Origin of the sequence: Streptomyces sp. NPDC048417 (genome assembly GCF_040651615.1) — a bacterium.
In the GTDB taxonomy this organism is placed as follows: domain Bacteria; phylum Actinomycetota; class Actinomycetes; order Streptomycetales; family Streptomycetaceae; genus Streptomyces.
The window spans coordinates 330,597-352,271 of the sequence record NZ_JBEZKI010000002.1; the positions used below are offsets into that span (position 1 = coordinate 330,597).

Below are 21,675 nucleotides of genomic sequence, written 5' to 3' on the forward strand. Positions count from 1 at the left end.
CGCGTCGGCCGAGGCGACACCGTCAAAACTATGCTCAGAAGCTTGTCGTCATCGGATACGCAGACGACTCCCCATGGTCAAAATCCGACAGCCCGGCGATCCCCTCAGGGGAGAAGAGCAAGATTTCGCGCGAAGTCCTGCCTGTTATACAGATGCCATGCAAAACGTCCGGCCGAACTTCTCCGGCCGGACGTTCCGCGGTGACGACTCGGCAGCCCCACGCCTGCCGTGTCACCGTGCGGCTAGCGCAGCGTGGTGTTGCCTTCGCCGCCGACGACGACCGGGGCGCCCTTCACCGGCGTGGCCTCGCCGAGATCCCAGCCCTTCGGCTTCGCGCCGGGCACCTCGACGACGGACGGCTCCTCGCCCGTGACGGGGCCGCCCTCGACGACCGGGAGGTCTCGCAGCTTCTTGGCGGTGCCCGGCGTGATGTGGTGCGGGTGCGGGTTGCCGGGCGCCTCCGAGACCGTGACGCCGTCGTGCTTGGTGGCACTGCTGCCGGCCGAGGCCGCAGCGGCAACCCCACCCGAGGCGAGCAGTGCGGCCAGTACGCCGGCCATCACGGCACCCTGACGACGCGAGATGCCGTTCCTACGCACCTTCATGTGATCAGCTCCTTCGCAGGTGGAGGGAGACAGGAGTACCGGCACACGTCCGGCCCCCGTTCCCTCGGGATCGAGATCGAGGCAACTCTCGCCCGGGCCTGCTGAAGATCCGCTGAACGTTCTGAAGATCTCCTTCAACACCTGATGTCTCAGGCCCGATGCCTGACGTCGAAGTCGACGGAGTGGGGGGTCGGCTTGCCGAGTAGCTCGATCAGCGTGCGGGTCTCGTCCTCGCTGAGGAGTGGACGCGCAGAGTTGTCTGCGGAGGACTTCGCCGAGAACCAGAAGCAGAGCACTACGTAGGTTGGGGAACGCGTTCCCTCGGCGCCCGGCCGCAAGGCATGATCACGGGCATGGCGGAAGCAAGTGCCTGCCGGGTCCGTCAGGCGATGCCGGCTTCGCCGTCGATGGCGGTGAGGCGGTAGCCAGGGCCGTTGATCGGGACGACCTCGCAGTGATGGAGGAGCCGGTCCAGGATGGCGGTGGCGAGGACCTCGTCGCCGAAGACCTGACCGAACTCGCTGAAGCTCCTGTTCGAGGTCAGGATGATCGACCGGCGGTCCGGCACAAGGCCATGGCGCAACACAGCTACGGGGCGTCTCGCATCGCGCTGCGGCCGAAGCTGGTCTCAGGTTCGGCTCTGCGCGTCCATGAGCGCGGTGGCCGTGAGCCACACGACCGCCCGGTTGAGGCGTTCGGGATGCAGGGCGCACATGGCATCGAAGAATTCGATCTGGCTCGTTGTCTCCTTCAGGAGCCGGTCCGCGTCACGGATGTACTGCCGAGTTTCCTCGATGGTGGCCGGACTGTCCAAAAGCGCCTTGTTCTTGTGCCCGCAGACGACGTGGCGCGGCGCGAGGCGCTCGACCGCGTCGAGCGCCTGAAGCCACTGTGCACGCCCGCCATCCGCAGATTCGGAGAGGTACGCGTGCACGCCGTTATAAACGACATCGCCGGCGACGACGAGCCCGATCGAGGGAACGTGCAGCACCGTGGTGCCGTCGGTATCGCTGTGTCCGACTTCGACGGAGCGCAGAACGTTGCCCTCCAGAAGAAATCCTTGCGCTGGTACGGGCCGTGCGAGCACGGGAGTCGGCGGGATCTGACCGGGGAACAGGTTGTCCCACTGGGCCTTTCTGAATTCCGCCGAGCTCTGCTGCCGCATGAGACGGATGCTGTCCTCGCCGGCGAGTACCACGGCGCCGGGGAAGCGCTCGACCAGAGGGCCGGAGCCGAACCAGTGGTCACCGTGGCCGTGCGTGATGAAAATGTGTTCAAGGCGCTTGCCCGACCGTTCGACCCAGTCACCCACCCTCCGGGCCTGTTCGATCGTCAGCGGGGGATCGACCAGTACTGCGCTCGTCTCCCCATAGATGAGCGTGGTCGACATCGGCGACCAGGAGAACAGGTCTCCGTTGGGAACGGGATCCGTGACGCTGGTGGGGATCGGATCGGAGATGAAGACTTCGTACGCCAAATCGGTCTGGGAGACCATCTCTACCACGCCCTTTTCCGTGTGGTGGTTGCCTGGTGGCACCTTGACGGGGCCGGACAGCCCGGCCGCCCCTTTCATCTCGGGACCATGACGTCCCAGTGCTCGACGGCTCGCCCGTCCGCCACCCGGAACAGGTCGTGGAACACGAAGTCGGCGCCCGCGAAGACGCCCACCGAACGGACGTAGGCGAAGTTCCCCTCGGCGACGACGTCGAGTACGTCGGAGTACTTGAGGGACCGGCCGGACTTCGCCAACTCCCCCAGTGCGGCCGCCAGTCCACTGATGCCGTCGGCGAAGCGGGGATTGTGCTGGATGTAGGACTCGCCCGCCAGGTAGTGGTCCAGGTCGGAGAAGTCGTTGTCGACCAGAATCGTGCGCACCGTCTCTTCCGCCGCCCTGCGCGTGGCGTCCGTGTCGGCCGTCGCGTCGATGACGGCGACGCCGTCGACCTGGGTGTGACCGTTGGCCGTCCGTTCCGCGATCGGCTCCTGGTCGCCCCAGTGGCCGGCGATCTGTCCATCCGCGATCTGCCAGAGATCGAAGGCTGCGGCCCGGCCACCGTCGGGGAACGTCGTCGTGGCGTGAGTCACGACGAAGTCCCCCTGTGCCAGTACACGGTGCACCTGGTTCTTGCGCCCGGTGGTGTCGTCGATGGCCGCGAGGACGACCTGCTTGTTGGCTTCATTGCCCATGACGTTCGCCTCTTGTCGTTCGCAAGCGGGGTTTGACCGTCGTACGGTCGCACCGGACCCCGTTGAGGGCGGCGGCTGCACCCGGAGAAGTGAGTACAAAAAATGTACTCACTGGTGACGTTAACCTAGCACAGTGAGTACTGAATCTGCACCGACACCCCGTGTCTGTTCTGTGACCGACGCGGTAGCAGTCGTCGGTGAACGCCATTCGCTGCCGATCGTGCGCGAGCTGCTGTACGGCAACCGGCGTTTCTCCGAGATCGCCGACGCCGTCGGGCTCTCCCGGACGCTGCTGTCCACACGACTGCGTCGGCTGGAGACAGCCGGCGTCGTGGAACGGCGGCGCTACAGCGAGCATCCGCCGCGCGACGAGTACGTCCTCACGGAGGCGGGCCGGGCCCTGCTCCCCGTGCTCGCCGCCCTCAAGGAGTGGGGCGACACGTACTGCCGGGACGGCAATGCCACAGCGGAGTTCCAGCACCGATGCGGTGCCGTCCTGCACACCCGAGCGGACTGCGCAGCCTGCGGCGAGGAGATCCGCTTCGAGGACCTGGCCGTGGTGGGAGGCACCCACCCGCCGCAGATACGCCCCTGAGCGCCTCGCGTCTCGCACGCCCTCCGGCCCGGAACCTCGCGCCGGCCGCCTCCGCCCACCACAAGCCGGGCCCTGAGCCGTGTCTTCCGCGCCGATCCCGCGGCCCACCGCGCGTTCCGGTCGGCGCCCTGGAGTGGTTCAGCGCCATCGGAGCTGTCCCTTCCACCGGATTCGCCTCTCACCGGATCGCGCCCGGGTCCCCGATCCGGGGTACCGGAGGCACGCGGTCACCCCTCTTGCCTGGCGATGATCAGGAGCAGACGGGCACCCCCGTCGGTGGTCCGAGGCGATTCCGCAGTGAGCGTCCCCCCGTGGGCGGTCGCGATGTCGCGGGCGATGGCGAGGCCAAGACCAGTCCCTCCCTCGCTGCGGGTACGGGCGTCGTCCAGACGCGTGAATCGGTCGAAGACCCTCTCCCGGTCGGGTTCGGGGATGCCCCGGCCGTCGTCGCTCACCTCGACGACCACGTCGTGCTCCGTGTGCCGCACCTCCACCGTCACCGTGCTGTGTGCGTGGCGCAGAGCGTTGTCGAGGAGGTTCGTGAAGAGGCGGGCGAGTGCCGTACGACTGCCCAGAACCGTCTCATCAGGGTCGGAGTCCGCCACGAGGACGACAGGTTGACCGGGGTAGCGCTCGGCGAGGGTCCGTCGCAAGAGGTCGGTCACGCGCAGGGGTTGGAGCTTCAGGGGCTGGCGCGCATCCAGGCGGGCAAGGAGCAGCAGATCGGCGACGATGTCCCCAAGACGTGTGGTGTCGCGCAGCGCCTCGCTGCCGACCGCGGTCCATTCAGCCCGGTCGGGACGGGCCAGGGCCAGCTCGAGACGGGCCTTCAGGGTGGTGAGCGGGCCGCGCAGTTCGTGCGAGGCATCCGAGGTGAAGGTCCGCAGGCGGCCGACGGCGCGCTGGAGTTGATCGAGAGTGCCGTTCATCGTCTCCGCCAGCGATGCGACCTCGTCGTCGGAGTCGGGGACGGGGACGCGCCGCTGGAGACTGTGGGCGGTGATGTCGGCGAACTCGGCACGGATGTTCTCCACCGGTCGCAGTGCCCGGCCCATGGCGTACCACGCCAGGTAGGCCACCAGCAGGACCAGCACGGCGGTACTGGGGACCAGGGCCCAGGTCAGAGTGATGACGGCGGTATGCGCGGGAGCACGGTTCGCGAACGCCTGCACCACGATCGGCCCCGTGGGCGTGCCCACGCTGGCACTGGCACCCTCGTCTGCCGACGCGGTGGACGACGCATCGGCAGGGTGTGCGGTGTCCAGGATGATGTCCGGCAGGGCGGCCTGTACGTCGGCCGGAGGTGTTCCTGAGCCGAGTTGGTGGGCTGCCTTGTCGACGTGGTCACGAGCCGCGTTCTGGGCGGAGGTGACCAGGTTGGTGTGGACGGCGTAGAGCAGGACCACCGAGCAGGCGGCGAGGGCAAGGCTGGCGACCAGTGCGACGGCGACGGTGGCACGGACGCGCACGGTCTGCGGCCGCAGCCACAGGCGCCGGCGGTGTCTGCGGTCATGCTCCGTCGGAGCGGAGCAGGTAGGCCCCACCGGGCACGGTTTGGATACTGGCCCGGCCGAAGGGACGGTCGATTTTCCGGCGAAGAGCACTGACGTTGACCTCCACGATGTTCGGGCCGCCCTCGTACGCGCTGTCCCAGACCCGGTCCAGGATGGCGGCCTTGCTGATGGCGATGTCCGGCGTTGCCGCGAGCAGCGCGAGGACATCGAACTCGCGAGGAGTGAGGGCGATATCCGTGCCTCCGCGGCGGCAGCGGCGGGCTCCGGTGTCGATCTCCAGGTCCCCGAAGTGCTGGACGATCTGCCGCTCCGGCCGCGCGCGACGTATCAGGGCGTGCAGCCGGGCGGTGAGGACGACGAAAGAGAAGGGCTTCGTCAGATAGTCGTCGGCCCCGGTCTCCAGCCCTTCCGCTTCGTCGTACTCACCGTCTTTCGCCGTCAGCATCAGGATCGGGGTGTTGTCGCCGATCGACCGCAGGTGGGCGCAGACCTTGTAGCCGTTCAGGCCCGGCATCATGACGTCGAGAATGATCACGTCGTAGGTGTCCGCCGCCGCCCTGGCGAGACCGTCAAGGCCGTCGCTCGCGGCGTCCACCGCGAAACCCTCTGCTCGCAGGCCCTGTTGGAGCAGCTCCACGAGACGGGTGTCGTCGTCCATCACCAGCACACGCATGCCCTCTACCTTGCCCGACCGGTCGCGCCAGTCGCTGAAGAGGATCTTCAGGACGTTCAGCGACCCTTCAGCCGACGGATCGGACTGCCCGCGCGACCGGGTGGTGACCCCATCGTCTACCGGGTCGCCCAGGTGCCCATCGTGTTCGGCGACAGACCCAGGTCGGCGGCGGCCCTGTTGGTGAGCCCGGAGCCGATCAGACGGGTGACCGCCGGCTCGGTCCTGGTCAGTGCCTGCCACCCCGACCCGGGGCCTGCCGCTCCCGTCGCCCACGGTGCCCGTCGAACTCGCGCCCCGCGAAGGACCTCTTGGACGGACAGCATCGAAGCAGCCCACCACGACCAATTCGCCACAGCCGAGCGCGCCGTCGGCCCGCTGTTCGATGACCGGTCGCCGGGTGTGCTGCGAGCCACCCCAGCGTGAACGAAAACCAGGGACGGACGCCGGTTGGTGAGCGGGCGGCCGGGCACCAGGGAGCCCGGCCCGGATGCTCAGGCGGCGGTGCCGAGGGGGTTGAGGATGGCCATGCGCCAGGTGCCGTCCTGACCACGACGGGCGACGTTGGCAGTGGTGCCGGTGGCCTTCTTCCGGTTGCCGTCGGGACCGGTGATCTCGAGGGTCCACTCCTCGCTGATGAACGCGATGTCGTCGCCGGCCACGACGCGCGACGGGCCGTTGGACAGCTGGGAGTTGCCGGCGATCGACCCGGCCGTGTAGTCGCGCAGCGCCTGACCGGTGACGGTCTCACCGGTGACGGTACGCATGACCGCACCGGGCGCGAGCAGGCTCAGGACCTCGTCAAGCTTCCCGGAGTTCATGGCCTGCTCGAAGGCCGGGGGGAGCTGCGCCGGGTCGGTGATGGGAGTCAGCATGGTGGTTCCTCTCAGAATTGGATGTTGCGCAGATCGTTGAAATGGCGGGTGCCGCGACCCGCGTGTGAAGGTCCGCCAGGATGCTCTGCGGGCAGCAGCGCCGTGCCGGCCGCCGCCGCAGGTTCCACGCATGGGGGTGTGGGACCGTCAGGCATACCGGCGAAGGAAGCCGGCCAACGCCGGGTTGACCTGGTCGGGGTGAGTGAGGTTCGTCGTGTGTCCGGCCCCGGTCACGGTGACCAACTCCTCGGCACCGGGGATCTTCCCGGCCAGCGCCTGGCCCAACGGGTACGGGATCGGCTGGTCCGCGTCGCCGTGGACGACCAGGGCAGGCACCGTGATCTCACCGAGCCGGCCGGTGATGTCGTCAACCCCCATCAGTACCTGCACCGCGTCGGCGAGCCGTTCACGCGGCTGCGCCCGCCACTTCGCCAGCCACTGGTCGTGGATCGCGGGCCGGCCCAGCAGCATCCCCAGCAATACCGGGGCCACTGCCTCCGGACCCGCGCCGCGGAATCCCTCCGACACGCCACGCATCTGCTCCAGCGCCTCGAGCGGCCAGGAGACCGAGGTCGTGTCGATCAGCACCAGGGCCTTGACCCGCTCAGGCGCCAGCAAAGCGGCCCGCATCGACAGAAAGCCGCCCTGCGAATGCCCTACCAGCGCCGCCTGTTGCACGCCCAGGTGATCCAGCAGCCCGATCAGGTCGGCGGCCGAGTCCCAGTAGGTGTAGGTCTTGCCGTCGTCCTCGGTCCGGCCGTGCAGCCGCTCGTCCCACACGACGACCCGAAAGTCCGCGGCCAGGACCTGGATCTGATGCGCCCACATGTCACGGTCCATGAGGTTGCCGTGGCTGAAGACCACGACCGGGCCCTCACCACCGCTGTCCTCGAAGTAGAGGCGGGCACCGTTGACGTCTGCGTACGGCATGGTTGTTTTCTCCATTCCTCCCGACCTCACCAGGCAGTCGGAGGCTTGACCGGACGCGGATAACGCGCTGACTGCGTGCTTAAACAATGCGCGATGCGTGCTGCGCAGGCGAGGTATGCAAGGGACGCGCCATGGTCGAAAATGGACTCGCCGATCCGCTCAAGGCGTGCGCCTCGGAGAGCCCGGGCGCGGCGCGGTCTCCGCCCCACAGCCCAGCTGCCGCTGGCTGTCCGAGCGGGCGGGGTTGTCAGCGCTGCGTGGCGCGGAATGCCCCGGGAGTGGCACCCACCGTCCGCTCGAAGAACTTCCCGAAGTTGGTGGGTTCAGTGAAGCCCAGCATGCGCCCGACGGACGCGACAGGAAGGCCCGTATGTACCAGCAGCCGCTTGGCCTCCAGGGCGACACGGTCGTCGATGAGATCCTTCGCGGTACGGCCCGTAGCGGCCAGACAGGCTCGCGTCAGCGTCCGCGGCGAGTAACCGAGGTGCGCGGCATACTCGGCAGCACGGCGCCTCGTGGTGAACGCGCGTTCCAGCTCGCCGCGGAAGACCCGGAACGCCTCGCCCCCCGCCGCAGGATTCCATTCACCGGGATGCGGCAGCCGGGCCATGCGTACCAGCAGCGCGGCAAGAAGCTGCCGCAGCAGCTCCACAGTGAGTTCCGCCTGTGAAGCGTCCCGCTCGGCCAGCGTGGCGTATTCCGCCGCTATCTCGGCCACCGCCACCGACATGGCCCGGTACTCCACCGCGGACAGTGAGAAGGCGGCAGGGCTGAGCCCCTCGTCGATGACGACTGAACTGGCAGGCACCGGCGGTGGAAAGGCAGGCGTGAACACCACCAAGGTCGCATCGAGATCCGCAATGCCCCCCTGAGGATCCGCGGGGAAACGCTGCACCTGGCCAGGACGCAAATGCAGCAGAGTCCCCGGAGCGCACGGGTAAGCCACAAAGTCGATCAACGCGGTACCCTCGCCGCGGGTGACCAGGGTCAGCTGATGGAAGTCCGGACGACTGGGAGCCGCCGCGACAGACGGCAGCAGCCGCTCACGCAGCGTCGCGAAGGACAAAACCTCCAGCCCCAGCCGGGGCTGATCCGGGTTGTAATAGCTGACGTCGACAACATCCGGGCTTCCCATACCGGCCATCCACCAATGATCGCAGTTGCGGCTGATCACACCGGCGACGAGCGTCCTTCGTCCTGGGCCCATACCGGGCCGCCGCCCAGCCATGCAAATCTCGGGCCTATGGCTACGGGCCGAAGGACAGGACGACGAGACCAACGGGCTCGAACACCGCATGTTCGCGGCCAACCGCGAACTGTGCGCCCCCCACATGACCGCCACTCTCGACGCAGCCGTGAAAGCCCTCGCCGAAGAACTCGGCGCCGCTCCCGACGACATCGGTTCCCGCATCGCGACCGCCCCGGCTTTCCTTGCAGCCGGGATGCCGACGCTCAAGGGCCCGGGACGCGGTGCCGGGTCAACGCAGGCGCGGAGCCAGGCACACGGGATGCCCGGCTCCGCGTCTCCTTCGTCACAGCTGCCCGCCGGCAAACGGCCACGGAACCCGGCCGCAGCCATCGCGAGACGTCGTCAGTCCGGACGCACCGGGGCGGCGACCAGCTCGTCCAGCCCGGGGAACGGATTGTCCGGCCGGTGCTTGCGGTACACGATGTCGACGAACGACACCGGCGCCCACTTCGACGGCTGCTCGTCGATCTGATGGACCACCTGCGCATGGATCTTGTTCCGCAGATCCAGATACGGAAACGCCTCGTGCGCCGCGTCCAGTACCGCCCGGTCCACCTCCTCGATACCGAAAGCGAACATGTCGGCACCGATACCGAAGTGCGCGAGAGCACCGACCAGATGCTTGTGGGGCGCGATCCCCGGTGAGGTGTGCAGCGCCACCGCATCCCAGATCTGGTCGGCGGCGACATCGGACAGCCCGTGCTCCCGGGCGAATCGAGCGGCCCGGAACGCACCGTCCACCTCGAACCGGTTCGGACCCTGCCCCGCGTCGGTCAGACCGATGTCGTGCAGCACCGTGGCGAGAAAGAGCGTCTCGTCGTCGTAGTCCACCCCCGCGACCAGGCTCCTGGCGGCGGCGATGCTACGCGCATAGAAGTAGCTGCGGACAGTGTGGTTGAGCAGCCATTCCGGAGAGTGCTCGGCAGTGAAGGCAACGGCGGCCTCCGTGGCCGCCGTACGCGGCCACCCTCCGATCTTCTCCGGCAGATTCTGGAGCACGCTCACTTGACCTCAGCCTCCAGCGCCAGGTGCTCGGCCATGACCACCTCGGCCGGGCGCAGCTCACCCACGACGTTGGTCTGCTCGAAGTAGGTGTACCAGCCGGAGCTCTCGACACCGCCCAGGAACACGTCGGCCACTTCCCTCGAAGGGGCCTGCCAGACCGCGAACCAGTCATAGGACGCGGAAGGCGCGGCCGGTTCCACCCTGCCCCAGCCAAGCGTCACGAATCCGATGTCCGCGAGCTGCTTCATGGCTTCCTGAATCCCTGTGAACAGGTCGTTCCGCGCCTTCTCGTCGGCGGCGAAGAACGCGGGCTTCGGTGTCCACGTCTCGACGACTACGTACATGGTGCGCATCTCCTCACTAATCGCGATCGGCGTGATGCGACCAGCCTAGGAAGACCGAGGGCCACCGTACGATGGCCAGATGGACAGTAATCCCAAAGATCCGGCCAAGATCGCAGTGGTGGTGCAGCCGGGCTACGTCCTGCTGGACGTAGCCGTTCCCCAGCAGGTGTTCGGCCGCTGGCCGGACTGGGTGACCGCCTGCTGGCCCGGCGGCGCCCCCTACGAGCTGACCTTGGTGAGTGCGGTTCCCGCGGAGAACCCGCTGGTTCCCCGCGAGGTCGAGCCGCTCGACCGACTGGACACGGCGGACACCGTGATCGTCGCCGGAGTGCAGGACCCCACCGAGTCTCCGGACGCCGAACTGGTCGAACGACTGCGTGACGCGTACGACCGGGGCAGCCGGATGGTGTCGATCTGCACGGGCGCCTTCGCCCTGGCTGCGGCCGGGATCCTGGACGGCCGCAGCGCCACCACCCACTGGCGCTGGGCCGACCTGCTACGAGACCGCCACCCGTCGGTCAAGGTCCGCGAAGCGGAGCTCTACGTCGAGGACGCCGGCGTCTTCACCTCCGCGGGTGTCCTCGCCGGAACCGACCTGTGCCTGCATCTCCTGCGGCTCGACCATGGTCAGGCCGCCACGAACACGATGGCCCGCTTCCTGGTCAGCCCGCCCCACCGCGAAGGAGGACAGGCGCAGTTCATCGAGCACATCCCGCCCGACGGCGACTCCGAGATCACCGACGTGATCGCCTGGATCCTGGAAAACCTCGACGAGCCGCTCTCCCTGGAGTCGGTCAGCCGGCACAGCCACATGAGCACACGAACCCTGCGCCGCAGATTCCGGGCCGTGACCGGAACGAGCGTCATGAACTGGGTGGCCATGCAACGCGTAGCCCGCGCGCGCGAACTCCTCGAGACCACTCGCCTCGGCATCGACGACATCGCCCACCGATGCGGCTTCGGCTCCGCGGAGTCATTGCGAATCCACTTCACCGCGATGACCAGGACCAGCCCGTCGAGCTACCGCCGCACCTTCGCTTCCTGATTCTGTTGTCAGGCGGTCGCAGCCACGGGGGCGCCACTTCGAGCACCTTCGGTCACGGATCAGGGCCCACGGGACGTTGACGCGCCGACGGGCGAGGGCGAGCTCTGCTTGGAGGTGCTTCTTCCCTCCGACGCGTCTGCGGTCGTAGAAACTTCCGCGAGTTCGGGTCGTAGCGGACGCTGACCAGCGCGGAGGTGCAGAAGACGCGCTGGAGCCTTCGGTGGTGGACCAGCGGCCGGTGAGGGTTGCCGCCGGCCTTGCCCGAACTGCCGCACAGGGCCGAGGCGCGCGATCATGCCCGTTCGAGCCGTACAAGCCACGAGTCTTCTCGACGCCCTACCGTGAGGCGATCTTCCTGCCCTGGACACTGCCGGGGCGGACGCGCGCCTGGGTCGACGGAGTCGACGGACTCTGTGACCGCGCGGTCCGGCCTTCGCCGTCAGGCGGCCTGGTGCTGGAAGGTGCGGCGATAGGCCGTGGGGGTGTTGCCGACGGTGTCACGGAAGCGGGCGCGCATGTTGGCGCCGCTGCCGAGGCCGCACCGGACGGCGATCTGCTCCACCTGGAGGTCGGTGGCCTCCAGGAGTTCTCGCGCGCGGTTGATGCGGGCGGTCAGAAGCCATTGATGGGGGCTGACACCGGTTTCCTGGCGCCACAGGCGGGTCAGGGTGCGTGGGGAGACACCGGCATGGTCGGCGAGGTGGGGAATGGTGAGCTCTTCTTCGAGGCGGAGCAAGGCCCATTCACGGGTGTCGGCGAGGGTGGTGGCCTGGGGAGTGGGGAGGCTCCTGTTGATGTACTGAGCCTGCCCGCCGTCGCGGTGCGGTGCGGCGACGATGTCCCTGGCGATGTCGTTCGCGACGGCCGCGCCGAGGTCTTTGCGGACCAGGTGCAGACACAGGTCGATGCCGGCCGTAAATCCTGCGGAGGTCAGGATGGTGTCGTTGTCGATGTAGAGGACGTTGCGGTCGACACGCAGCCGGGGGTAGAGCTCTTCGAGGTCATCCGCCTTGGCCCAGTGGGTGGTGACGGTGCGGCCGTCGAGCAGTCCGGCCGAGGCGACGGCGAAGGCGCCGGTGCAGATGGAAGCGATGCGTATCCCGGCGCGGCCGGCGAGCTTGAGAGCGGCCCGCACCCGTGGACGCGGAGGGCGCCGGAAGTCCTCGAAGCCCGGGACGATGATCGTGTCCGCTTCGGCGAGCGCCTCGAGACCCGCGGTCAGCCCCAGGGTGAAACCGGCGCTCGTGGTCAAGGCCTCCTCGGTGTCCCCGCACACGGTGAGCTCGTAGGGGGTGTTCGGACGGGCGTTGAAGATCTGCGTGGGAATCCCCAGATCCATGGGCAGCACGCCGTCCACCGCCAGGACCATGACCCGGTGCTTGTTCATGGCCGCAATATTACGTCCGACACCAGTGTCACAGGGAGGGCCAAGGAGCCATCGCGCCTCACCTCAGAAATGTTCCCGGCATAAATCACCTGATCAGGTCGCTGATCGTGTGACCGGAAAGCAAGGGCTCACTTGCAGGGCATGACCCAAAAGATGCGCATGCTGGCAGATGAGCCGTGTCCTGGAAGGGATGTTCCGGAGCAGGATCGAAGAGCGAGCACGGGGCAGCCGACTCCACACACCGGTGGAGCGGTTCACGAGCCCCGACCGTGGACGAGGAGCCGGCAATGACTTCGCAGCCTGTGGTGGGCCGCTTCTTCGATGTGCGGGGCGGCCAGGTGTACGCCCACGTCCGCGAGGGTGACGGCCCGGCGCTGGTCTTCCTGCACTACTGGGGAGGCTCACGGCGCACCTGGATCCCGGTACTGGAGCGTCTGGATCCCGGGCGCGGCTTCATCGCCTACGACCAGCGCGGATGGGGCGACTCCACGAGCGTGCCGGGACCTTACGACCTGGAGCAGCTCGCGGACGACGCGCAGCGGGTCGTCGACGCGCTCGGATACTCCCGCTATGTGCTGGTCGGGCATTCCATGGGCGGCAAGGTGGCCCAGCTGCTGGCCGCACGCAAGCCCGCCGGTCTGCGGGGAGTCGTCCTCGTGGCGCCCGCGCCGCCCGCGCCGATCGGGGTGACCGAGCAGGCGCAGGAGACGGTTTCGCACGCCTACGACAGCGCGGAGGCGGTTCTGCAGAGCATCGACCTGATGCTGACCCACGGCGGGCTGACTTCCGAGCTGCGGCAGCAGGTGGTCGAGGACAGTCTGCGCGGCGGCGACGAGGCCCGACTCGAGTGGCCGCGCCAGGGCCTGGTCCAGGACGTGTCGGCCGGCGTCTCGGCCATCGAGGTGCCGGTGCTGGTTCTCGCGGGCAGCCACGACAAGGTCGACCCGCCGACCGTGCTCGCCGACCACCTGCTGCCGCTGATCCCGACCGCCACGCTGACCGTCCTGAAGGACACCGGCCACCTCTCACCCCTCGAGGTGCCCGACCAGGTGGCCGCGCACATCGGCGCGTTCGTCGCCCAGCTGTAAGCGCAGCACTCCAGCCGCACATCCCCCGTGTGGCGATCGGCTGTCACGCCACCTGCCGTCCAGCCGCACCCCCCATACCCGGCACGCGTGAACGTGCCGCCCGGCCACCGTGCCGATCCGCCCCGGACCGGGGCCCAAAAGAAGGAGACACATCATGACCACCGACGCACACCTGTCCGTCTTCGAGCAGCTCGACCTCCCCGACACGAGCCTCACCCGGGACACATTCGCCTTTGCGGCGCAGGCCACGCCCGCCTTCATCCACGATCACTGCGTCCGCAGCTACGTCTTCGCCCGCGCCCATGCCCAGAACCGGGGTCTGCGCGCCGGTACCGACTACGACGACGAGCTGCTGTTCGTCGCTTGCGTCCTGCACGACTTGGGACTGAGCGAGGAGGGCAGCAACGGCGACCAGCGTTTCGAGGTCGACGGCGCCGACCTCGCAGCGGCATTCCTCCGCGAGCGCGGTGTCGAGGAAGAGCGTATCGCCGTCGTCTGGGACGCCATCGCTCTGCACACCTCGGACGGCATCGCGTCGCGGAAGGGCACGGAGGTGGCGCTGGCCCAGGCGGGTATCGGCACCGACATCCTCGGAATCCAGCGTGAGAGCCTGCCGGCCGGCCTCGCCGACGAAGTGCACGCCCTGCTGCCGCGTCAGGACCTGGCCCACGGGTTCAGCGACCTCATCATCACCCAGGGCGTGGCCAAGCCCCAGAAGGCGTCCCCGACGACCTTCATCGGCGACCTGGTGCGTCGCCACCTGCCCTACGGCGCCTATCCCACCTGGTACGACCTGATCGACGCGGCCGGCTGGGGCGACAAGCCGGTCGGTGTCACCGCCCGGCGCCGTGCCGAGACGCCCCAGCAGGTGGGGACCTTGTACATGGAGTACCTGGAGGCCGGCGACGTCGAGGGTCTGGTGTCGCTCTACGAGCCGAACGCCCACTTCGTCCCCACTCCCGGAACCCACCTGGTCGGCACGGACGCCATCCGCGAGGCCATGCGGCAGATGGTCGACAGCGGTGCCCGCCTCAAGCTCGAACCGCGCGAGATCCGACAGGTCGACGACGTAGCCCTGGTGTCGAACATCGCCACCCTCACCGGGGTCGGACCGGAGCCGGTGGTCTCCACCACCACCGAGATCCTCCGACGCCAGCCGGGCGGCGGCTGGGTTCACGTCGTGGACGACCCGTTCTTCAGCTGATCGCGTAGGGCGGCCTGGGCACGGATGCACAGGCCGCCCGCCCCTCCAGGACTTGGCGGGCACCTGATCAATGTTCAGGATGCTGTGAGGGATGTCCGTTGCAGGCCAACCGCGTACCCGCCTCATCGCCCGGCGCCCCAGCCCCCCAAACCTGCTGAGGAGTTCCTCAATGCCGGGCACTCAATGAGCTCCTTGAGAGTGGCCACCGATCGGGTGATGGTCACCCAATGGCCAATCGGCATCCGCCTGACCAGCCGATTGGGCAGGCCCCATGAAGAGACTCACTGATCCACGTTGCTCATCCGCCCGGTCCGGTCACCGTGAGCGGACGTACTGCCGGTTCGAGCAGCGACAAGCTCCGCTGTTGCGTGTCGAGGGCGACGCGGATACCGACCGGCATCGGCAGATTGGCGCCGACGTGTCCGAACTCGGCGTCGCCCAGGACCGGGATGTCACGGTCGCCGAGGACGTCGAGGACGATCTCGGGCAGGGTCGGGGAGGTGTCGGGCAAGTCGAGTCCGTCGATCGCGTACGGAACGCCCACGACCATGCCGGAGATCCGATCGAGGATGCCGCAGTACCTGGAGATAGCTCCACACATGCGCTGCCCGGCTGCCCGTCCTCTCCCAGAACAGCACCGCGCGGTCGAACCGTTCGAGCGGCGGCGCGTACGGCGTCGCTTGCGCCAGCACGATGCGACTGGTCACCCCGCCGATCAGCCTGCCCTCGGTGCGGCCGCCACGCCAGTACTCCCACGACGGGGTGGCCGGCAGCGCACCGATCGGCTCCGTACCGCCGGTCAGCAGCGTGGAGTAGAGCTTTTCAAGTTCCGCTCCGCGTGCTCCGGGCGCGGCCTGCCAGTGGCCGCCGAGTCCAGGGGTGGCCAAGTCGGCATGGAAGCCGACCAGGCCCGTGCGCGCATAGAGCACCAGATGCAGCAGCGAGACGTCGCTGTAGCCAAGGATCGGCTTGGGATCGGCAGTGATCGCCTCGAAGTCGATCAGGTCGAGGTAGCCGAGCGCCGTCTGACCGCCGTCATGCGCGATGATCGCGCGCACCTCAGGACCACGCAGAAGCAACTGCTCGTCGTCCACCGGTCCTCACCTCGCGGCGATAGCGTCACGAGACTCTGACTGTCCGGGCCGGTCACCATCCGGCGCTGTGCAAGCGCCTGACGCATTGGGCCTCTTGCCGAGGGTGGGCGCCTCCTTGAGGCGCCTCGGCGGAGCCGGAAGGAGCCGCCGTAGCCACTCTCGGTTGACAGTCCATTGCGAAAGGCCGGTTCCCGCACAGTGAGCGGCAGCCGACGGGCCGACGGGCCGACGGGCCGACGATCACGGCATACTCCGGTGCCGCGCCGGGTCCGGGCCAGCCACCGCATCGACTTCCCGTGCCGGGCGTTCTTCGCGGGCCCGACGTAGCGCGGCCACGCGCTAGACCTCGCCTTCCCGCCGGCGCCGAGCACGGGCCACAGCGATCGCTGCCGGCGCATCATCCGGCACGGCTTCCGACTCCGGGAACGCGCGGGCCCTGAGCTTGCGCATCGCCCTGGTCTGCCGCTCCACTGCCTCCGCGGTGTCCGGGTCGGCCAGGCGGGGCGGGCGGCCTGCCGGCGGGCGGCCAGCGCGCGGTCGTAGCCGTCACTGGCCAACTCCTGTGTCTTCACCGGCCCTAGGGCACGGCCGCCGCCTCCGGGACGGCATCGTCCCGGTCGGGCGCGGGCGCGGAGCCGGGCGCGAGGATGTACAGGTGCCGTACAACCGTGCGGCCCGCCGACCGGTTGGCGGCCGCGGTGATGCCGGCCTGCTCCAGGGATCGGCAAATGAAAGCGCCTCGCCGCGTCGTCGAACAGGTGAGGGCAACTCCCCATAGCTCGAATCGACACAGAAATCACAAAGCAGCTTGGCGCACGGGTTGTGCAGCGCACCCTGACTGAGTCAAGGTGCGCTTCAGCCGCGTTCAAGCGGACTGGTCCCCACCGGGTCCCCGAAAATGATCAAAAGGCCGCTTCAGAACTTTCCTGAAACGGCCCCTGACCTGCGACTTCGTAAAGTCGGGACGACAGGATTTGAACCTGCGACCCCTTGACCCCCAGTCAAGTGCGCTACCAAGCTGCGCCACGTCCCGCTGCGCAGTCACGCGGTGTGTACCGCGTGATCACGCAGGTCAACACTACCGCACGCGTGCCGGTGCTGCTGCCGCCGGCTCCGTGACCGCTGCGGTGACGCGCTGTCCGCGACGGACCGGCACCAGGAGCGCGGCCCCGGCGGCGGTCAGGCAGAACAGGGTGAGCAGGGCCCAGGCGTGGGTGTAGCCGGAGGCGTAGGGCAGTCCGGAGGGCTGGAGCCGGCCGGTGACCAGGACACTGGTGAGCGCGGCGCCGACGGAGCCGCCGATGGTGCGGATGTTGGCGTTCATGCCGGTCGCGGCGCCGGTCTGCTCGGGCGGCACGCTGCCAACGACGAGGTTGGCCATCGAGGCGAAGGCCAGGCCGATACCGAGGCCGAACAGGCCGGAGACGACGGCGATCTGCCACTGGGCGGTGTGCCACAGGGTGAGCAGGCCGAGCGCGAGGGCGCCGAAGGCCGCACCGGCGGTGAGGAGCGCCTTCGCGCCCACCCTGGGCTCCAGCCGGCCGCTGAGGATGCCGGAGAGGAACATCGCGAGCAGCATCGGAAGCATCAGCAGCCCGGAGGCGGTGACGCTGGCGCCGAACCCGTATCCGGCGGCGGACGGCGTCTGGACGAAGCCGGGCAGGAAGGACCAGAGGGCGTACATGCCCGCGCCGAAGAGCAGGGCGGCGGCGTTGGTGGTCCAGACGACGGGCAGCCGCATGACGCGCAGGTCGATCAGCGGGGTACGGGAGCGGGCCTCGACGAGCAGCCAGACCGCGAACAGCACGACGGCCGTGCCGAACAGGCCGAGCACCTTGGCCGAGCCCCAGCCCCACTGACCGGCCTGGCTCAGCGGCAGCAGCAGCGCCACCAGCCAGGCGGAGAGCAGCCCGGCGCCGAGCCAACTGACGCTGCCCTCGGCCCTCTTGGGCGACTCGGGGACATAGCGGGCGGCGATGAGGACGGTCACGGCGACCACGCCGACCGGGAGCCAGAACAGCCAGCGGTAGTCCAGCGCCGAGACGATGGGCCCGGCGGCCACGATGCCGACGCCGCCGCCGGCCGCGATCACCGCGGACAGGTTGCTGATGCTGCCGCTGACCCGAGCCGGGGCGAACTCGTCCCGGATGATGCCGAAGGAGAGCGGGAACAGGGCGCCGCCGACGCCCTGGACGACCCGGGCGATGATCAGGACGCCGATGTTCGGCGCGAGGGCGGCGAGCAGGCAGCCCGCCAGGACGGCCAGCAGGACGGCGACGAGGGTGCGCTTCTTGCCGGTCAGGTCGCCGACGCGGCCGAGTATCGGGGTGAAGACGGAGGCGGACAGCAGATAGGCCGTCATCACCCAGGTCGCGTTGGACTGCGAGGTGTGCAGGGCATGTTGGACGGTCGGCAGGGCCGGCGCGACCAGCGACTGGAGCATGGAGAACACGCCGGCACCGGTCGCGAGGACCGCGAAGGTGAGGCGGGTGGACTTGCGGGGCTGAAAGAGCCTCTCCGAACATCGGACACGGAGGGAAAGAACGAGGGAAAGAACGAGGGAAAGCGAGGGAAAGAGATGTCTGGGTCGTGCGGAAGGGCGCGGGCGCAGGCCGCGTCCGGCCTCGGCGGGCCCTTTTCGCACTGCTAAAGTGGAGGTACCCCTCCACTGTACTGGAGGCAACCCTCCGCTTCAACCGAAGTCGAGTAATCCCTCCGGTTCACCATCGCCCCCCGGGAGGCAGCAGTGACCGTCGTCCCCTTCCCCGTCAGTGAGATCGTCGCGGCCCGCAGACCGCATCGCAAAGACGCGGCCCGCAACTACGACGCGCTGATCGCGGCCGCCCGCGAGGCGTTCGCCGAGAAGGGCGCGGAGGCCTCCCTGGAGGACGTCGCGCGCCGCGCCGGGGTCGGCATCGGCACGCTGTACCGCAACTTCCCCACCCGCCGCGACCTCTTCGAGAGCGTCTACGCCGACGAGGTCAACACCCTGTGCCGGGCGGCCTTGGAACTGGCCGAGCTGGATCCGTGGCAGGCCCTGACCTCCTGGCTGGACCGCTTCACCGGCTACATGGTCACCAAGCGGGCGGTGCGCGAGGCGCTCAACGACGAGTCGGAGATCTTCTCGGCCTGCCGGGACTCGATGTACTCGGCCGGCGGCCCGCTGCTGGAGCGAGCCCAGAAGGCGGGCGTGGTACGGACGGACATGGAGATCGGCGACCTGCTGCGGATGGTCTCGGGCATCACGGCGACGGCCTTCGACGACGAGGCCCAGCGCGACCGCGTCATGTCCATCGCCCTGGACGGCGTACGAACGGTGCGGTAGGCGCCCCTCCAGGGGTGCGGGGCGATATCAGCGGGGTATCGAACGGGGGCCACCGCCGCGCGGGCGCGAGAGGCCCCCACCGACCCGCGGACCACCACTCACCACTCACCACTCAGTCCCGAACGCCACTCACCACTCAGCCCCGAACGGTTCTCCCTTCGTACGCCGCCCGCAACACACCCAGTGCGTCGTCGACGGCAACCGGTCGCGGATTGGCATACGCCTGCCCCGCCACCTGCCCGGCAGCCACCGCCAAGTCGCCTTCTTTCAGACCGAGTTCGGCAAGCGAACGAGGCGCCCCCAGACGTCCCGCCAGCTCCTGCAGGGCGCCCGGCGCGTCGTCCGCCCCGAGCGCCCGGGCCACGGCGGCCGCCGCCTCCGGCACGGCGGGCGCCGGGGACGTGCATCCGGGCCCCGGTGTGCAGGCCGGCGCAGGCCGACCCGAGCGAGTCGGCGACGGCCCGCGCGGTCCCCGCGCCCCGCTCTGCGCTGAGCACCCGCAGCCGCCGCAACCCGAGGTGCCGGGACTCCCCGGCGGGCGCGGTGAGTGCGGCGCCGGGCCGGAAGACCACGCGGGCGGGCCGGGTCTCGTACACGAAGTCCAGATTCACGAACGCTCCAGTACGAGGTCGAAGCGGGCGTGCCGGAACGGGTTCGGCATGCCGAACTCCCCCGCCAGCGCCGGGTCGTCGGTCGGCGTGAAGTCCTTGACCAGGCTCTCCTTGACCGCGAACACCGCGTCGGAGTCCAGGTAGGCACCGCCCGCGACGAAGATGTGCGTGGTGACCGGGGTATGCCCCTCGGCCGAGACGATGAAGTGGATGTGGGCGGGACGGTAGGGGTGCCGTCCGGTGGCCTTCAGCAGGGCGCCCACCGGGCCGTCGGTCGGGATCGGATACGCGCTGGGCACACGGGTCCGGAACCGGAAGCGGCCCTCGCTGTCGGCCGTGAAAAGGCCCCGGCCGTTGCCGGGCGGCTGGAGCTCGGGCTGCTGCACGTCGTAGAAGCCGTGCGGGTCGGCCTGCCAGACGTCCAGGACGGCGCCGGGCAGCGGGGTGCCGTCGGCGGACCGGACCACCCCGCTGACCACGCAGGGTTCGCCGGTGCCGACCAGGTCGATGTCGGCCCCCAGCTCCCGGACCGGGGACTCGGTCCTGTGGAAGGGACCGAGGACGGTCGACTCGGTGCTGCCGGGGCCGCTGTGCCCGTTGACCGTCTCGACCAGCATCGACAGGCCCAGCACGTCGGAGAGCAGGATGAACTCCTGCCGGGTGTCCGTGCAGGTCTGCCCGGTGGCGGTGAGGAACGCGACCGCCGTCTCCCACTCACCCTGGGTCAGCCGGGTCTCGCGGGCGAAGGCGTGCAGATGGTGGATCAGTGCCGCGAGCACGTCCCGCAGCCGGGGGTCGTCGGTGCCCCGCAGGCTCTCGACGGCCTCCGTGGTGACTGTGTCTTCGGTTGTCATGCCGCGGCTCCTTGCCCGGAGGAACAGTGACCATGAGTGATCGTAAGCCCGTTGACTGTTCAATGAACCGGATCTACTTGATCAGCGCGTTGGCCACCACCACGATCACCCCGAGCAACGCGTCGAGGATGCCGATGAGCACGGCCGCGGGCCAACTCCGCGCCGACCAGCGGGCCGTGACGAGCCCCAGGCCGAACAGGATCACGATGTTCAGGATGAACGCCGGGTACTCGACGCCCTTGGGCGGCCACCAGCCCCAGCCGGCGCCCGCGAGCAGGAAGACCGTGGGCAGCACAGCCGTGACCAGCGGCCACTCGTCGGCCAGGGAGCGCAGCCCCTCCCAGCGCCGGTGCGGGGCACGCTCGGCGATGTAGTGGGCATAGCCGTGGGCCAGGGCGGAGGCACAGGCGGTCACCAGGAGCCAGAGGGCGTCGTAGCGGCGGCTCGCGGCGGAGGTGTGACCGTACTGGGTGAGCGCCGCGACCATGGAGGAGGCCAGCACGGCGCCGTAGACCCCGCCGAACAGGACGGCCTCGCGGGTGTCGTGCGGGTGCGGCTCCGCCACCGCCGCCGTGGAGTCGGCCATGCTCTCCACGATCACCCCGGCGCGCCGCCCCCGCCATTCCGGACGGCCCGACGAAGTGTCCTCCCACCAGGCCCGATGCCCCACACCCTGTCCACGCCCAGGCACCGGCGGGCTCGCTAGGGTCGCCGTATGACGACGCACAGCTTCGCCCTGCACATCCCCGACGCCGAGCTCGAACCCGATCCGCTGGCCCCGGACCAGATCGTCTCCGGCACGCCCGAGGTCACCGGGAAGGTGGTCTGGGAGTCGGCCGACGGCAAGCAGCTCCGGGGGATCTGGCAGATCACCCCGGGGGTGGTCACCGACACCGAGGCGGACGAATTGTTCGTGGTGGTCAGCGGCTCGGCGACGATCGCGGTCGAGGGCGGGCCGGCGTTCACGGTGGGTCCCGGGGACATGGCCGTGCTGCGCGCGGGCGACCGTACGACGTGGACGGTGCACGAAACGCTGCGCAAGGCCTACGCGATCAATCTGTGAGCGGGGGCCGCCCGTCTCCCGGTGGAGCCC

General features: G+C 69.1%; 19 protein-coding genes, 1 tRNA gene and 5 pseudogenes. 6 read left to right on the plus strand and 19 right to left on the minus strand.

All coding sequences use genetic code 11. From position 1 onward, the window contains the following. Positions 1-242: 242 nt before the first annotated feature. The 4 genes and pseudogenes from AB0D59_RS04110 to AB0D59_RS04125 all read right to left on the minus strand — a co-directional run bounded on the left by AB0D59_RS04110 (position 243) and on the right by AB0D59_RS04125 (position 2,792). A complete protein-coding gene (locus AB0D59_RS04110) occupies positions 243-605 on the minus strand; it encodes a hypothetical protein (protein ID WP_362560514.1) in 363 nt (120 codons plus the stop codon). 382 nt (positions 606-987) lie between these two features. Next, a pseudogene (locus AB0D59_RS04115) lies at positions 988-1,167 on the minus strand (ATP-binding protein); the annotation flags it as partial. 66 nt (positions 1,168-1,233) lie between these two features. Beyond that, a complete protein-coding gene (locus AB0D59_RS04120) occupies positions 1,234-2,178 on the minus strand; it encodes an MBL fold metallo-hydrolase (RefSeq protein WP_362560515.1) in 945 nt (314 codons plus the stop codon). Next, the gene (locus AB0D59_RS04125) at positions 2,175-2,792 is read right to left on the minus strand and encodes a nuclear transport factor 2 family protein (RefSeq protein WP_362560516.1); all 618 of its coding nucleotides are present in this window, start codon (positions 2,790-2,792) and stop codon (positions 2,175-2,177) included. The genes AB0D59_RS04120 and AB0D59_RS04125 overlap by 4 nt, the downstream gene beginning before the upstream one ends. A gap of 172 nt (positions 2,793-2,964) precedes the next feature. Between AB0D59_RS04125 and AB0D59_RS04130 the strand changes: the two genes are divergently transcribed. Further along, on the plus strand, positions 2,965-3,387 hold the full coding sequence (locus tag AB0D59_RS04130; RefSeq protein WP_217567627.1) for a helix-turn-helix domain-containing protein: 423 nt from the start codon (positions 2,965-2,967) through the stop codon (positions 3,385-3,387). A gap of 227 nt (positions 3,388-3,614) precedes the next feature. Here the strand turns inward: AB0D59_RS04130 and AB0D59_RS04135 are convergent, their stop codons facing one another. From AB0D59_RS04135 to AB0D59_RS04165, 7 genes are all read right to left on the minus strand, one after another. Continuing rightward, positions 3,615-4,856, minus strand: a complete 1,242-nt coding sequence (locus tag AB0D59_RS04135) for an ATP-binding protein (RefSeq protein ID WP_362560518.1) — start codon at positions 4,854-4,856, stop codon at positions 3,615-3,617. A 40-nt stretch (positions 4,857-4,896) separates the two neighbouring features. After that, a complete protein-coding gene (locus AB0D59_RS04140) occupies positions 4,897-5,574 on the minus strand; it encodes a response regulator transcription factor (RefSeq protein WP_362560519.1) in 678 nt (225 codons plus the stop codon). A gap of 491 nt (positions 5,575-6,065) precedes the next feature. Continuing rightward, complete coding sequence (locus AB0D59_RS04145; RefSeq protein WP_362560522.1) at positions 6,066-6,446, minus strand: nuclear transport factor 2 family protein; 381 nt, start codon at positions 6,444-6,446, stop codon at positions 6,066-6,068. A 147-nt stretch (positions 6,447-6,593) separates the two neighbouring features. Further along, positions 6,594-7,376: an alpha/beta hydrolase gene (locus AB0D59_RS04150; RefSeq protein ID WP_362560524.1), complete on the minus strand. Its 783-nt coding sequence runs from the start codon at positions 7,374-7,376 to the stop codon at positions 6,594-6,596. Between the two features lie 247 nt (positions 7,377-7,623). Continuing rightward, positions 7,624-8,550 carry an AraC family transcriptional regulator gene (locus AB0D59_RS04155; protein WP_362560526.1) on the minus strand — a complete coding sequence of 309 codons (927 nt, stop codon included), beginning with the start codon at positions 8,548-8,550 and terminating at the stop codon, positions 7,624-7,626. Between the two features lie 417 nt (positions 8,551-8,967). Next, positions 8,968-9,630, minus strand: coding sequence for an HD domain-containing protein (locus AB0D59_RS04160; protein ID WP_362560529.1), 663 nt, complete (start codon positions 9,628-9,630; stop codon positions 8,968-8,970). After that, entirely contained in the window at positions 9,627-9,974 is a 348-nt protein-coding gene (locus tag AB0D59_RS04165; protein WP_362560532.1) for a DUF6616 family protein, read from the minus strand. The genes AB0D59_RS04160 and AB0D59_RS04165 overlap by 4 nt, the downstream gene beginning before the upstream one ends. 79 nt (positions 9,975-10,053) lie before the next feature. Here AB0D59_RS04165 and AB0D59_RS04170 point away from each other — a divergent pair, with 79 nt between their 5' ends. After that, positions 10,054-11,019 (plus strand): helix-turn-helix domain-containing protein, encoded by a 966-nt coding sequence (locus AB0D59_RS04170; protein WP_362560535.1) that lies wholly within the window; start codon positions 10,054-10,056, stop codon positions 11,017-11,019. A 42-nt stretch (positions 11,020-11,061) separates the two neighbouring features. Here AB0D59_RS04170 and AB0D59_RS04175 read toward each other — a convergent pair. Continuing rightward, a pseudogene (locus AB0D59_RS04175) lies at positions 11,062-11,284 on the minus strand (IS110 family transposase); the annotation flags it as partial. 174 nt (positions 11,285-11,458) lie between these two features. Beyond that, on the minus strand, positions 11,459-12,406 hold the full coding sequence (locus AB0D59_RS04180; protein WP_362560538.1) for a helix-turn-helix domain-containing protein: 948 nt from the start codon (positions 12,404-12,406) through the stop codon (positions 11,459-11,461). Positions 12,407-12,693: 287 nt separating this feature from the next. Here AB0D59_RS04180 and AB0D59_RS04185 point away from each other — a divergent pair, with 287 nt between their 5' ends. Next, a complete protein-coding gene (locus tag AB0D59_RS04185; protein ID WP_362560540.1) occupies positions 12,694-13,494 on the plus strand; it encodes an alpha/beta hydrolase in 801 nt (266 codons plus the stop codon). Between the two features lie 154 nt (positions 13,495-13,648). Next, positions 13,649-14,698: an SgcJ/EcaC family oxidoreductase gene (locus AB0D59_RS04190; protein ID WP_362560543.1), complete on the plus strand. Its 1,050-nt coding sequence runs from the start codon at positions 13,649-13,651 to the stop codon at positions 14,696-14,698. A 298-nt stretch (positions 14,699-14,996) separates the two neighbouring features. On the opposite strand, the pseudogene AB0D59_RS04195 reads toward AB0D59_RS04190, so the two are convergent. From AB0D59_RS04195 to AB0D59_RS04205, 3 genes and pseudogenes are all read right to left on the minus strand, one after another. Beyond that, positions 14,997-15,792 (minus strand): annotated as a pseudogene (locus AB0D59_RS04195) (LD-carboxypeptidase). Positions 15,793-16,751: 959 nt separating this feature from the next. Further along, positions 16,752-16,825: transfer RNA gene (locus AB0D59_RS04200), tRNA-Pro, on the minus strand. Between the two features lie 45 nt (positions 16,826-16,870). Beyond that, positions 16,871-18,295, minus strand: a pseudogene (locus AB0D59_RS04205) (MFS transporter); the annotation flags it as partial. 243 nt (positions 18,296-18,538) lie between these two features. Here AB0D59_RS04205 and AB0D59_RS04210 point away from each other — a divergent pair. After that, positions 18,539-19,117 (plus strand): helix-turn-helix domain-containing protein, encoded by a 579-nt coding sequence (locus AB0D59_RS04210; RefSeq protein ID WP_362560546.1) that lies wholly within the window; start codon positions 18,539-18,541, stop codon positions 19,115-19,117. A gap of 136 nt (positions 19,118-19,253) precedes the next feature. Here AB0D59_RS04210 and AB0D59_RS04215 read toward each other — a convergent pair. The 3 genes and pseudogenes from AB0D59_RS04215 to AB0D59_RS04225 form a co-directional block, all read right to left on the minus strand. After that, positions 19,254-19,722: pseudogene (locus AB0D59_RS04215) on the minus strand (iron-containing alcohol dehydrogenase). 2 nt (positions 19,723-19,724) lie between these two features. Further along, on the minus strand, positions 19,725-20,582 hold the full coding sequence (locus AB0D59_RS04220) for an intradiol ring-cleavage dioxygenase (protein WP_362560548.1): 858 nt from the start codon (positions 20,580-20,582) through the stop codon (positions 19,725-19,727). Between the two features lie 73 nt (positions 20,583-20,655). Beyond that, positions 20,656-21,168, minus strand: coding sequence for a hypothetical protein (locus AB0D59_RS04225; RefSeq protein WP_362560551.1), 513 nt, complete (start codon positions 21,166-21,168; stop codon positions 20,656-20,658). 129 nt (positions 21,169-21,297) lie between these two features. Between AB0D59_RS04225 and AB0D59_RS04230 the strand changes: the two genes are divergently transcribed. Next, positions 21,298-21,645, plus strand: coding sequence for a cupin domain-containing protein (locus AB0D59_RS04230; protein ID WP_362560554.1), 348 nt, complete (start codon positions 21,298-21,300; stop codon positions 21,643-21,645). Positions 21,646-21,675: the final 30 nt, after the last annotated feature.

Bases quoted from the DNA above. Each gene is read 5' to 3' on its own strand.
- AB0D59_RS04110 (WP_362560514.1), bottom strand. From the start codon at position 605: ATGAAGGTGCGTAGGAACGGCATCTCGCGTCGTCAGGGTGCCGTGATG.
- AB0D59_RS04120 (WP_362560515.1), bottom strand. From the start codon at position 2,178: ATGAAAGGGGCGGCCGGGCTGTCCGGCCCCGTCAAGGTGCCACCAGGC.
- AB0D59_RS04125 (WP_362560516.1), bottom strand. From the start codon at position 2,792: ATGGGCAATGAAGCCAACAAGCAGGTCGTCCTCGCGGCCATCGACGAC.
- AB0D59_RS04140 (WP_362560519.1), bottom strand. From the start codon at position 5,574: ATGCGTGTGCTGGTGATGGACGACGACACCCGTCTCGTGGAGCTGCTC.
- AB0D59_RS04145 (WP_362560522.1), bottom strand. From the start codon at position 6,446: ATGCTGACTCCCATCACCGACCCGGCGCAGCTCCCCCCGGCCTTCGAG.
- AB0D59_RS04150 (WP_362560524.1), bottom strand. From the start codon at position 7,376: ATGCCGTACGCAGACGTCAACGGTGCCCGCCTCTACTTCGAGGACAGC.
- AB0D59_RS04165 (WP_362560532.1), bottom strand. From the start codon at position 9,974: ATGTACGTAGTCGTCGAGACGTGGACACCGAAGCCCGCGTTCTTCGCC.
- AB0D59_RS04170 (WP_362560535.1), top strand. From the start codon at position 10,054: ATGGACAGTAATCCCAAAGATCCGGCCAAGATCGCAGTGGTGGTGCAG.
- AB0D59_RS04180 (WP_362560538.1), bottom strand. From the start codon at position 12,406: ATGAACAAGCACCGGGTCATGGTCCTGGCGGTGGACGGCGTGCTGCCC.
- AB0D59_RS04185 (WP_362560540.1), top strand. From the start codon at position 12,694: ATGACTTCGCAGCCTGTGGTGGGCCGCTTCTTCGATGTGCGGGGCGGC.
- AB0D59_RS04190 (WP_362560543.1), top strand. From the start codon at position 13,649: ATGACCACCGACGCACACCTGTCCGTCTTCGAGCAGCTCGACCTCCCC.
- AB0D59_RS04220 (WP_362560548.1), bottom strand. From the start codon at position 20,582: ATGACAACCGAAGACACAGTCACCACGGAGGCCGTCGAGAGCCTGCGG.
- AB0D59_RS04225 (WP_362560551.1), bottom strand. From the start codon at position 21,168: ATGGCCGACTCCACGGCGGCGGTGGCGGAGCCGCACCCGCACGACACC.
- AB0D59_RS04230 (WP_362560554.1), top strand. From the start codon at position 21,298: ATGACGACGCACAGCTTCGCCCTGCACATCCCCGACGCCGAGCTCGAA.